The sequence below is a fragment of the uncultured Rothia sp. genome (assembly GCF_916049665.1).
In the GTDB taxonomy this organism is placed as follows: Bacteria; Actinomycetota; Actinomycetes; order Actinomycetales; family Micrococcaceae; genus Rothia.
Window position 1 is genome coordinate 15,834 of the sequence record NZ_CAJZIE010000027.1, and the last position, 11,605, is coordinate 27,438.

Annotated in this window: 9 protein-coding genes; 6 read left to right on the forward strand and 3 right to left on the reverse strand. The window is 57.7% G+C overall.

Annotation, left to right across the window (positions count from 1 at the left end; all coding sequences use genetic code 11):
- Positions 1 to 64: 64 nt before the first annotated feature.
- From QZ540_RS03965 to QZ540_RS03975, 3 genes are all read left to right on the forward strand, one after another.
- On the forward strand, positions 65 to 1,327 hold the full coding sequence (locus tag QZ540_RS03965; protein WP_294627926.1) for a glycosyltransferase: 1,263 nt from the start codon (positions 65 to 67) through the stop codon (positions 1,325 to 1,327).
- 28 nt (positions 1,328 to 1,355) lie between these two features.
- Positions 1,356 to 2,138: a phosphatase gene (locus QZ540_RS03970; protein WP_049346436.1), complete on the forward strand. Its 783-nt coding sequence runs from the start codon at positions 1,356 to 1,358 to the stop codon at positions 2,136 to 2,138.
- A 507-nt stretch (positions 2,139 to 2,645) separates the two neighbouring features.
- The gene (locus tag QZ540_RS03975; RefSeq protein WP_294627929.1) at positions 2,646 to 4,127 is read left to right on the forward strand and encodes a sugar transferase; all 1,482 of its coding nucleotides are present in this window, start codon (positions 2,646 to 2,648) and stop codon (positions 4,125 to 4,127) included.
- A gap of 237 nt (positions 4,128 to 4,364) precedes the next feature.
- Here the strand turns inward: QZ540_RS03975 and QZ540_RS03980 are convergent, their stop codons facing one another.
- The 3 genes from QZ540_RS03980 to glmS all read right to left on the reverse strand — a co-directional run bounded on the left by QZ540_RS03980 (position 4,365) and on the right by glmS (position 8,594).
- On the reverse strand, positions 4,365 to 5,951 hold the full coding sequence (locus QZ540_RS03980) for a bifunctional ADP-dependent NAD(P)H-hydrate dehydratase/NAD(P)H-hydrate epimerase (protein ID WP_294627931.1): 1,587 nt from the start codon (positions 5,949 to 5,951) through the stop codon (positions 4,365 to 4,367).
- Between the two features lie 69 nt (positions 5,952 to 6,020).
- Complete coding sequence (locus tag QZ540_RS03985) at positions 6,021 to 6,458, reverse strand: holo-ACP synthase (RefSeq protein WP_294627933.1); 438 nt, start codon at positions 6,456 to 6,458, stop codon at positions 6,021 to 6,023.
- A 252-nt stretch (positions 6,459 to 6,710) separates the two neighbouring features.
- Positions 6,711 to 8,594, reverse strand: a complete 1,884-nt coding sequence (gene glmS, locus QZ540_RS03990) for a glutamine--fructose-6-phosphate transaminase (isomerizing) (RefSeq protein WP_294627935.1) — start codon at positions 8,592 to 8,594, stop codon at positions 6,711 to 6,713.
- 184 nt (positions 8,595 to 8,778) lie between these two features.
- On the opposite strand from glmS, the gene coaA reads away from it, so the two are divergent.
- From coaA to mscL, 3 genes are all read left to right on the forward strand, one after another.
- Positions 8,779 to 9,735 (forward strand): type I pantothenate kinase, encoded by a 957-nt coding sequence (gene coaA / locus QZ540_RS03995; RefSeq protein ID WP_294627937.1) that lies wholly within the window; start codon positions 8,779 to 8,781, stop codon positions 9,733 to 9,735.
- 151 nt (positions 9,736 to 9,886) lie between these two features.
- Positions 9,887 to 10,813: a M15 family metallopeptidase gene (locus tag QZ540_RS04000; RefSeq protein WP_294627939.1), complete on the forward strand. Its 927-nt coding sequence runs from the start codon at positions 9,887 to 9,889 to the stop codon at positions 10,811 to 10,813.
- A 292-nt stretch (positions 10,814 to 11,105) separates the two neighbouring features.
- A complete protein-coding gene (mscL, locus tag QZ540_RS04005) occupies positions 11,106 to 11,486 on the forward strand; it encodes a large conductance mechanosensitive channel protein MscL (protein ID WP_049331947.1) in 381 nt (126 codons plus the stop codon).
- Positions 11,487 to 11,605: the final 119 nt, after the last annotated feature.

Consider the following 11,605-nt stretch of genomic DNA (forward strand, 5'->3'; position numbering starts at 1 on the left):
CCGCTGTGCGAAAGTCCTGTCGCGCTACACTAGGTCAGGTACCCCTTTAGAGAGGAAAGCATCGATGAGCACTCTGCCGCCGGTTCGGACGGTTCACGTGTATTCCATGCACACCGACCCTTTTGCGCAGCCCGGTAGCGGAGATGCAGGCGGCATGAACGTCTATATTGCCCGGTCGGTGCATGCCATGTTGGAGCTGGACCCGGAGCTGCGGGTTGAGGTTTTCACCCTGGACCGCGGTGAGGCGCTTCCGGCTGATTCGCCGTTCCGTCAGCCGCCTCAGCCCGGCGAGCGCCTTGTGCGCCACAGCTTTGATCTTCCTTCCGCCCGTGGTCTTTCTAAGAATGAGCTGGCTGCGGTCACCGATGATTTTGCGCGGGCATGCGTGGAGCAGGCGCTGTACACCCCGGATATTATTCACGCCCACTACTGGCTGTCGGGGCAGGCGGCGGCTCGCGCATCCGAGCTGTGGTCGGCGAAGGGTGCCGGCTCCCCCGTTCCTGTTCTCTTTACTCCCCACACAACGGCTGCCGCTAAGGATGCGCGCCGCGGCGAAGGCGAGGCGCCCGAACCCGAGGAACGCTACCGCGCCGAGCACCTGATGAGTAGCTCCGCGAGCCGGGTCATTGTGAATACTCCCCTGGAAGCGCAGCAGATGAGCGAGTACTACGGTACGGACGCGCAGAAGCTTGCCATTATCCCGCCGGGTGTTGACACCTCGATTTTCCACACGATTCCGGGCGTGCATCCGCTCAATGACACCTCAGAGACGCGTTGCCGCATTGTTTTTGCCGGCAGGCCTCAGCCATTGAAGGGCCCGCACCTGCTGGTGGAGGCGCTCGCGCTGCTCCCCGATGATTTGCAGGTGGATGTGGACATTATTGGTCGTTCCGATTCGGATTATGAGCACCGTCTGCTGGCACGCGCGGAGCAGCTGGGCGTGGCTGAGCGGGTGCATTTGAAGGCCCCAGTTCCTGCGTCTGAGCTGGCGAATATTTTCCGTGCCGCCGATATTGTGGCATCCCCCTCGTCCTCTGAGACGTTCGGTCTGGTGGCGTTGGAGGCGCAGGCGTGCGGCGCGGCGGTGCTCGCTACGGATGCTGACGGTCTGCGCTATGCGGTGGAGAACCACCGTACGGGCCTGCTGGTGGCGCCTCGTACTCCGGAGCGTTGGGCGGCGGCTATTGAACGCCTGGTCCGCGCGCCGTATCTGCGTCATTCGTTGGGTACGAACGCCGCGGCGCGTGCCCGCACGATGGGTTGGGATCAGACTGCGCGCAGGACCCTTGAAGCTTATGCCGAGGTACGTCAGGGTATCTCGCAGTAATTTATTTTTGACGTTGTGAGGAGTTTTTATGTCTTTCTCCATGAGCCGCGATGAGTTCGCCGCATATCTAGATTCGGTGCGCATTACCGGCGAGGTGGCGACCCCGCGCGAGAACAATCTGGACCATATTCAGGGTTTCCTGGATGGCAATGAGCACCTTGAGTTTGGTGTTCAGTGGACCCGCGAGTGGGATTACGATTCGGTGTTTGAGGTGATGGTCCGCCGCGCGGGTCTGAACCCGGACCGTTCGCATACTCACGGCCAGGACACGATTGGTGCCGAGCAGTGCATCAGCGCCCTGGAGGAGTACGCCCGCATTTTCGGTGAGGCGGTACGCGCCGGTTCCCGCATTCTGTTTGCGACCGGTCACCCGGCGGGTCTGTTCCCCATTTACGCGGTGATGGCTGCGGCAGCGAAGGCTGCTGGCGCGGAGGTTCTTCAGATTGAGGAGGGCGAGCGCTTCCTTGACGGTGACGTCCGCCAGATTATGGATGTCGTGATGTTTGAGCAGTACGGCAATCTGCAGCATACGCATTTCCCCGGTCCGATGCGCATCGCTTTGGATCAGCTGGAGGCGCGCGGCGTGACCCCGGATCTGGTGGTTTCGGATCACGGTATGGGTGGTTATGCGGCGTCTACTCGTAAGCTGCTGACGATTGGCATTGCGGATTGTAATGATCCGGGTCTGTTTGTTGCGGCTGAGCAGGGAGATTTGCCGGTGTGTGTGCCGATGGATGATAACGTTCCGCCGCGTCGCTATGAACCGATGATTGATTTCATTTTGGATCGTGCGGGGCTTGAGCGCCCTTAATGTCCCTTTTACGCCGTGTGCGTAGGGTTTGTTATTGAGCCTCCGGGGGTTTGTCTTTTTATATGCCGGTTATTGTTTTTCTGCAGATGCGTGAAACATACCGGTAGTTTTGGGAGTTTCTTAGCTCCACTAGGCATCCTTCCCGGAGGCTCTTATTCCCTTCTTTTTCTGTGATTGATTTCATCACACCGGAGCAACTTTGCCTCTTCATTCTTCGAGACGGAAGACCCCCGACCCCGTAGAATAGTTTACGGAACACGTTTATGCGCTCAGCGAGCTCATATAACGCTCCACTAGGCGTCTTACCAGCGCCTTTGCCGTAGTCTCTGCCATTATTCACTCAGCAAGATTAAGGGTTCACTCATTCATCAGGACAAAGACTAGGACACGTCTCCCTTACACCGATAATTAGGGGTAAATGTGCCTATTCGCCGCTCTCAGTCCGCAATACAGGACAAATTTCCGGGGAAGATTACACCGTTGAAAGTACAAGATCGTCTTAAAAAAATGTGGGGTTCAGACTTCGTTATCAAGCGAAGCTGGCATCCCAAGGTTCAGCGCGCCCTTTACTTTGGCGATTTTTTCGCTATTGCTGTTGCGGTTATCGCTGCGCATCTGATTCGTTTCGGGTGGGAGAATGCTGACCTGCCCTATGTGAACGTTTGGCCTATTAATGTTCTCGATGGCCGCGTACCCGCGATGGACTATATCTTCTTGGGTATTGGCCTGACCGTTGGCTGGTGGTTTATTCTCCAGGTGAACGGCTCCCGTAGCCTGCGCATTATGGGTTTCGGTACTGAGGAGTACCGCCTCATTACTCGCGGCAGTACTTATTTCTTCTGCCTGCTGATTATTGTGGCGTTCTTCCTCAAGGTTGACGTCACCCGCATGTACCTGCTGATTGCTTACCCGCTGGGTCTGTTCTTCCTGCTGATGGAGCGTTGGGTTATTCGTCAGGGCCTGGTGCGTTCGCGTACTCGCGGTCGCGCGCTGACTCGCGTCATGATTATTTCTGATGTGACGACCGGTCAGCACCTGTACAAGAATTTGAAGGATGTGGTTGCTTCCGGCCTGTCCCCCGCTGCGTTCTACCTGCCCGGTTTCACTCCTGGCACTACTGTTGCTGGTGCGCCGATTCCTGTGCTTGGTTACAGCACTTCTCCGGCTGACATTATGGAAGCTATCCGCGAGAACGATATTCACATGGTCGCTGTTACGAATGGCCACCACTTGAGCCCGGACCAGGTTCGTCTGCTGGGTTGGAAGCTGGCGGATGCGCATATTTCGCTGATTATGGCTCCGGCTACGACCGATATTGCTGGTCCGCGTATGCACATGCAGCCGCTGAACGGTCTGCCGCTGGTGCACGTGTCGACTCCGCGTATTACCGGTCTGTCGGCATTCTTCAAGCGTGCTGTGGACGTTGTGTCCTCGGGCCTGGGTTTGATTCTGCTCTCTCCGCTGTTCCTGGTGGTTGCGCTGCTGGTTAAGCGTGATGGCGGCCCGGTCTTCTTCCTGCAGAACCGTGTGGGTCTGAACGGTGAGCTTTTCAAGATGGTGAAGTTCCGTTCGATGCGTACTGATGCTGAAGAGGTTAAGAAGCGCCTTATGGAGCAGAACGAGGGTAACGGCGTGCTCTTCAAGATGAAGGACGACCCGCGTATTACCCCCGTCGGTAAGTTCATCCGTAAGTACTCGATTGATGAGCTGCCTCAGCTGTGGAACGTGTTCATTGGCGATATGTCGCTGGTGGGTCCGCGTCCTCCGCTGGTTGAGGAAGTTGAGCAGTACGAGGATATTGCGTACCGCCGCCTTCTGGTGAAGCCGGGTATTACCGGCCTGTGGCAGGTTTCGGGTCGTAGCGATCTTTCGTGGGAAGAGTCGGTCCGCCTGGATCTCTACTATGTTGAGAACTGGTCGCTTACCGGTGACTTCATTATTCTTCTGCGTACTGTCCGTGCGGTTTTCGCGAAGGAAGGCGCGTACTAAGATACGCTGCGGGGTTCTCCCGCTGGTGTGTGCCGTTTTGAAGATGCTGTCCCGGCACAGGCAGCTTCGGCTTCGCACCGTTGAATAACGTTGAATAAACATGCTGAAGGGGCGTGAATCCATTTCCGGTGGATTCACGCCCCTTCTGCATACCCAGGGTATCTGGGGGCTCTTCTCTTCGTCTTGAGACGAGTGTCAGAGCTTCAGGGTGCTAGTTCCGTTCCCCTATTCTGCGACCTATTCGGCAATGAGCCGGGCGATAACTTCGGGGAGCATCTCCGCGACGCGGGTTGCGGGCGCCGGGCCGGGCAGTGCGTCCTTGACGCTTCCGGTGGCGCTGGCGCGTGCGGCTTCGCCGTGCAGGTAGACTGCGAGCGCACCGATGGAGGCGAAGGTGCAGCCTTCCAGGGCTTCTCCGCGGGCATCGAAGGCGGCTACGGTCTGGGCGAGCAGGGCACCGTAGATGCCGGTGAGGGTGTCGCCGCTGCCTGCGGTGGCGAGCCAGGGGCTTCCTCCGGCAACGCTGTAGGTAGCGCCGTTGGGCGCCGCGATGAGCGTGTAGCCGCCCTTGAGCATGACGGTGGCGCCGGAAAGTTCGGAGGCGGCACGCACCCAGCGGAAGGGTTCTGCGTCGATGTCCTTACGGCTGGGTACGATGGCATCACCCAGGTGCTTTGTCCAGACTTCGGGGGCGAGCTCGTGCACGATGCGCAGGAATCGTTCGAGCTCTGCCGCGTGCGGGGTGAGGATCTTGTGGGAGCCGAGGTGCTTACCGGTTGCCATGTATTCTGCCGCCAGGTCGCAGGCACCCGCGTCGAGGATGGCGGGTTCGGGCGAGTGGAGCAGGTAGCGGTTCTTGTCCAGCGAGTCGTGGCTGGATCCGGAGCCACCCGCCCAGACGGTGACCCTCTGCAGGGCGGGTGCGCCGCTGAAGTAGACGGTTTCGGGGTTGTGGGCGATCATGAGCTGGCGCAGCTCGTGGGAGTTGGCGTTGAAGCGGACCATGCCCACGCCGGTGTTGAGGGCGGCACGCACGCTCATGAGGGCTGCGCCGGGGTATTCGAGGCTTCCGGTGAGCATGCCGAGTACGCCGCGGGTGTACTTGTGAGAGTGTTCGTCGGGTACTTCGATGAGTTCGCGGTAGTCTTCGCGCTCGAGGACGCGCAGGGCGGGCTTGTGGGCGTCGAGGGCTTCGGGTACGCCCAGGTCGTAGAGCTTGATATCTCCGGCGTGCACGCTGTGGCTGGTGCCTGCCGGCAGCTTGTGTCCGATGAAGGTGACGGTGCGGTCGGCACGCAGGGAGGGTTCGTGCACGGTTCCGCGGTTGTTGTCGACGCCGGAGGGGGTGTCTACGGCGAGGACTGCGCCGAGCTTGCCGTCGAGCTGTGCGGTGCGCAGGGTGCTCAGGTATTCGCCGGCGCTACCGCGTACGGCGCCACTGGAGCCGGTACCGAGAATACCGTCGATGGTCAGGTCGTAGCCGGCAAGCTGCTCGTGGGTGTGTTCGGGGTCGAGCACGCGGGTGCCTTCGCCACCTTCGCGGGCGATGAGTTCGAGGTTCTTTTCACTGGGGTCAAAGATGACGGCGTCAACGCGGTGGCCCTTGGCGCTGAGGCGGGCGCCGGCGTAGATGGTGTCTGCGCCGTTGTTGCCCGGGCCGATGAGCAGCAGGATTTTGGCGTTCTCCTTGCCGTGGAGCAGGTCCTGTGCTTCGGCTGCGACGGCGTCTGCAGCACGTTGCATGAGGTAGCCGTCGTAGTCGGCGGCTTCGATGTAGGGCTTTTCTGCTTCGCGTACCTGGGAAGCAGTGTAGATGAGCTTCATTGCTGTCTCCTTGGGTGGCACCGTGCGGGCCTTAGGGGTCACCTGGTGTGGTGTTGGTGTGACTCTGCGTTAGTCGTCGGTGTCGTTACCGGTGATGACGCTGAGTCGGTAGCTTTCGGGGTTGAACTTTTGCAGGTGCGCCAGTTCTGCGTCGCTGAGGTATTCGGCGGTTGCGATGGCGATGGCCATGGGTTCGTCGTGGGTCAGCGAGAGGTGGATGCGGTTGATGCCGAGTTCTTTGGCTCGGCGGGCGATGGTGCCCTGAATGATGAGGTAGGGCTGGCCGCTTTCGGCGGTGGCGACTTCGCAGTCTTGCCAGTTGAGTCCTGCGGGTGCTCCGAGTACTTTTGCGACGGCTTCTTTGGCGGCAAATCGTACGGCTTGGGAGCGCACGTTTCGGGTGCGTTCGTTAGGGGTGAAGACGCGGCGGACGAAGGCGGGTGTTTCGGTGACGATTCGTTCGAATCGTTCGATGTTGACGGTATCTACGCCGATTCCCATGATCATGAGCTTCACCTTCTGGGCTAGGGGTGGTGCCGCGTCCTGTTTGCGGTTTCTCTTGTTTTAAGTCTAGCGAGATTCGTTTCTTTTGGGCGGTTTACCGTCAAATATGACACCCGGTTGATGCCCGTTTCACAGCGTCTATTTTTGTTGGATTATCCATGAATAACCGAGTGGTTAAACGACAAGGGCGGTGGTTGAGTTCTTGAGAGAACTCAACCACCGCCCTTTCGTTATCGCTGAGGCAATTTCCGAGGATTACTCCACGGTCACGGACTTTGCGAGGTTACGCGGCTGGTCAACGTCCAGGCCCTTAGCTTCTGCCAGTGCGCATGCGAAGATCTGCAGGGGCACGGTTGCCAGCAGGGGCTGCAGCAGCGAGGGGCATGCCGGGACGGTGATGAGGCGGTCTGCGTAGGGCTTGACTGCCTCGTCGCCTTCCTCGGCGATGACGATGGTGAAGGCGCCGCGTGCGCGCACTTCCTGGATGTTGGAGACGACCTTGCCGTGCAGGGAGTCGCGACCGTTTGCGGAGGGAACCACTACGATGACCGGCTGGCCTTCATCGATCAGTGCGATGGGGCCGTGCTTGAGCTCGCCTGCTGCGAAGCCTTCAGCGTGGATGTAGGTGATTTCCTTGAGCTTGAGCGCGCCTTCCATTGCGACGGGGAAGCCCACGTGGCGGCCGAGGAAGATCACGGAGGAGGCATCCTTCATTTCGACGCCCAGTTCCTTGACCTGGGTGTCGTTGTCGATGACCTTCTGGATCTTTGCGGGCATGTTCTGCAGCTCGGCGAGGATCGAAGCGATTTCGTCCTTGTACTTGTTGCCGCGCAGCTGTGCCAGGTACAGGCCGAGCAGGTATGCTGCGGTGATCTGTGCCAGGAATGCCTTGGTGGATGCCACTGCGATTTCGGGGCCTGCGTGGGTGTACAGCGCAGCGTCGGATTCGCGGGGCAGGGTCGAGCCGTGGGTGTTGCAGATGGAGATAACCTTTGCGCCCTGTTCGCGTGCGTGACGCACAGCCATCAGGGTGTCCATGGTTTCACCGGACTGCGAGAGTGCCACGATGAGGGTCTTCTCGTTCACGATGGGGTCGCGGTAGCGGAACTCGTGTGCGAGCTCAACCTCGGTGGGGATGCGGCACCAGTGCTCGATGGCGTAGCGTGCCACCTGGCCTGCGTATGCTGCGGTACCACATGCAACGACGATGATCTTGTCGATCGAGCGTAGCACCGAGTCGTCGATGTTCAGCTCGTCGAGGGTCAGGTTGCCGTTCTCGTCGAGGCGGCCCATGAGGGTCTGCTCAACTGCGGTGGGCTGCTCGTGGATTTCCTTCTCCATGAAGGAGTTGTAGCCACCCTTTTCGGCTGCTGCTGCGTCCCACTCGATGTGGAAGGGCTTGCCCTCTGCGGGGTTGCCTTCGAAGTCGATGATGGAGTAGTCGGTGCCGGTGATGGTCACGATCTGGTCCTGACCCATCTCGACGGCTTCCTTGGTGTGATCAATGAACGCGGAGACGTCCGAGCCGAGGAAGTTCTCGTTCTCACCCAGGCCGATGACCAGCGGGGAGTTGCGGCGGGTTGCCACAACGCGGTCCGGGTGGTCGGCGTGGATTGCCAGGATGGTGAAGGCACCTTCCAGGCGGTTGGACGCGATGCGTACTGCCTCGGTGAGGTCACCGGTACCGAGCTTGTTGTAGATGCTTGCAATGGTTGCTGCAGCTACCTCGGTGTCGGTCTGGGATGCGAACTCTACGCCTTCGGCGAGCAGTTCGGCACGCAGTTCTGCGAAGTTTTCGATAATACCATTGTGTACGACGGCGAGGCGGCCGTTGTCGACAACGTGGGGGTGAGCGTTGTTGTCAGTGGGTCCACCGTGGGTTGCCCAACGGGTGTGACCGATGCCAATCTGGGAGTCCGGCAGGGGGTGTTCCTTGACCTCGTTCTCAAGGTTCAGGAGCTTGCCTGCCTTCTTACGGAATACGATGCCGTCGGGGCTTACAACTGCCACGCCAGCAGAGTCATAGCCGCGGTATTCCTGGCGGCGCAGACCTTCGAGGACCACATCGTATGCGTTGTGATCAAACTTGTTACCGTCCGGAGCAGTGTCCAGACCTACATATCCTACGATTCCACACATGTTATAAGTTTATCCCACAAGTATCCAAATATGCGCACGGTGAAATACCGTTATGCGTCACGTCCAATTGAGCTTTTCCTGTCTTTTTCGGTTTTTATCCTTTTTGTCTGTGTTTTTATTTCTTCTCCCCCACTGCAGGGGTAGGTATTTTCCCCGGGGGCTGAAAGTTCGTACACTTAGATAAATGAGCACCGCACCGTATTTTTCTGGCGATGACCGCTTCATGCATCTTGACCGTTCCCGCTGGTCGCACCTAGCTGATGAGATTTCTGTTCCCCTCAGCGCTGAGGAAATTGAGTCTCTTCGTGGTCTGGGCGAAACTGTCGACCTTGAGGAGGTGCAGCGTATTTATCTGCCGGTTTCCCGTCTTCTTAACCTGTATGTGACTGCTGCGTCTTCGCTGAACCATATGACGAATGAATTTCTGCATGTGTCTCAGCGCCGCGTGCCGTTCATTATTGGTGTGGCGGGTTCTGTTGCGGTGGGTAAGTCGACGACGGCTCGTATTTTGCAGGCTCTTTTGAGCCGTTGGCCTTCTACTCCGAAGGTTCAGCTGGTGACTACGGATGGTTTCCTATACCCGAATGCTGAGCTTCAGCGTCGCGGCATTATGCACCGTAAGGGTTTTCCTGAGTCGTATGATCGCCGTGCTCTGTTGAATTTTGTGTCTCAGGTGAAGTCTGGTGCTGAGCGTGTGGTTGCGCCGAAGTATTCGCACCTGTATTACGACATCATGCCGGATGAGCATATTGAGGTCACGGCACCGGATGTTCTGATTCTTGAGGGTTTGAATGTTCTGGCACCTTCTCAAGCTGAGGGTCCGGAGACTTCCGATCTGACGTTGAGTGATTTCTTTGATTTCTCTATTTATGTGGATGCCCGCACTGAGGATATTGAGCGCTGGTATGTGAATCGTTTCTTGACTCTGCGTTCTTCGGCTTTTGCGAACCCGGAGTCGTATTTCAAGCGTTATGCGGAGCTAAGCGATGAGCAGGCGGTTGAGGTGGCGACCGGCATTTGGAAGAGTGTGAATGAGCCGAATCTGTTGCAGAATATTTTGCCGACTCGTGCTCGTGCGCATTTGATTCTTCAGAAGGGTGCCGAGCATACCGTGGAGCGGGTTCTTCTGCGTAAGAATTAGAGGTTCTTTAGGTTTTTAGTGTTCGCGTGCGGCTTTTAGCCGGTATTGTGGTGCATTCTAGTAGAAGGCGCCGGAGGCTCCACTCCCTCGCGGGGTAGGTTTAGGCTTCCGGCGCTTTTTGTTTGCATCTACGCCATGATGAGGAGTTATTGTGAAGTCCCTGCACCGTACGTCTACCGTTCAGGAGTCTCTTAATGGTTCTGCGGTGAACCGCCGCGCTCTCTTGGGGGCCGCTTTGGGGGTTGGCGGTACCGCACTATTGGCGGCTTGTGGTTCGCAGGGTGGTTCGCAGGGTCAGGGTGCCTCCTCTTCATCTTCTGCAGCGAGCGCTTCTGCTTCTGAGTCTGCGACGGCTTCGGCGGCTTCTTCTAGTGTCTCTTCCACTGCGGCAGCCTCTTCTGCCACGCCCTCCCCTGTTGCTTCTGCGACCGGTGCTTCTGCCAGCACTTCGGCTTCTGCGAGCGCGTCTTCTTCCCCGTTGGCTCTTGCTCAGCCGAGTGTTGAGTCTCAGCCGGACTCGTTGCGTTGCCTCGTGAATAAGATGCGCCCTTTTGCTCAGCAGGATTGGGAGCCGAGCGACCTGGTGGAGTTCTACGGTCATCAATTGCGCGCGGAGGCGGCTAAGGCGGCGGATACGATGATTGATGCGGCAGCAACCGACGGCGTGACTCTGCTTGTTTCTAGCGCGTATCGTTCGTATGCGGTGCAGCAGCAGACCTATCAGTATTGGGTTTCGGTGAACGGTCAGCAGGTGGCGGATCAGTTGTCGGCTCGTCCCGGCTATTCGGAGCATCAGACTGGTTTGGCGATTGATTTTGCTTCTCCTGAGGGTTGCCGATTGGAGGAGTGTTACCGCGATACGCTGGCTGGTCAGTGGCTGGCGAAGAATGCTCCGCGTTACGGATATATTTTGCGCTTCCCTGACGGTCGTCAGTCGGTGACCGGTTATCGTTTTGAGCCGTGGCATTACCGTTATGTGGGTGTGCAGATTGCTCAGGAGTATGTGTCTTCGGGTGCGAAGACTTTTGAGGAGTTTATCGGTACGGGGGCGGCACCCGATTATGCAAGTGCGAACTAGGCTCTGGGCTAAGCTTTTGGCTTTGGTCGGTGCGCCAAGTGGTGATGTGCATCGTATTTCTGGCTTCCGTGTCAGAAATAAATAGGCACAGTAGATGCATATTTTTTCGCGTACACGCCGCGTAAATCCGCGATTTTTCGCAGGTTTCAGAGATTTTTACTCACCTTTATGTGACCTAGACCTTAAGTATTGGGTACCGCAGAACCACTGTGAAGAAAAACACATGCTTTACAACGAAAATTTTCTCAGAATATGGCATTTTCTGAGGCGAAAAGGCGCTATTCTATATCTCATGCTTAAGGGTTTTAAAGATTTTGTAATCCGCGGTAACGTCATCGACCTCGCAGTTGGTCTGATTATGGGTACCGCCTTCACCGCTGTGGTGACCTCGCTTGTCCAGGCCGTCCTGATGCCGGCTATCTCCATGCTGGTTGGCTCCCCCAACTTCGACAACTTCCTGGTCTTCGGCCAGATCAAGGTTGGCGTGTTCCTGACCGCTATTGTCAACTTCATCCTGATTGCAGTTGCTGTGTACTTCGCAGTTGTTGTGCCCACTCAGAAGCTGACTGAACTCGCGCTGGCTAAGAAGAAGGCTGAAGACGAGGCTATTGAAAAGGAAGAGACCGAGCTTGACCTCCTGAAGGAGATCCGCGACGCTCTGGCAAAGAAGTAATTTCTCTGCTCTCTAACACTAACTTTCGAACCCCCGTATCCCTGTGGATACGGGGGTTTTCCGTATCCACATCCCCTACGACCACCCAAGATAACGAAGAAGGGCTGGGAAGGTAACAC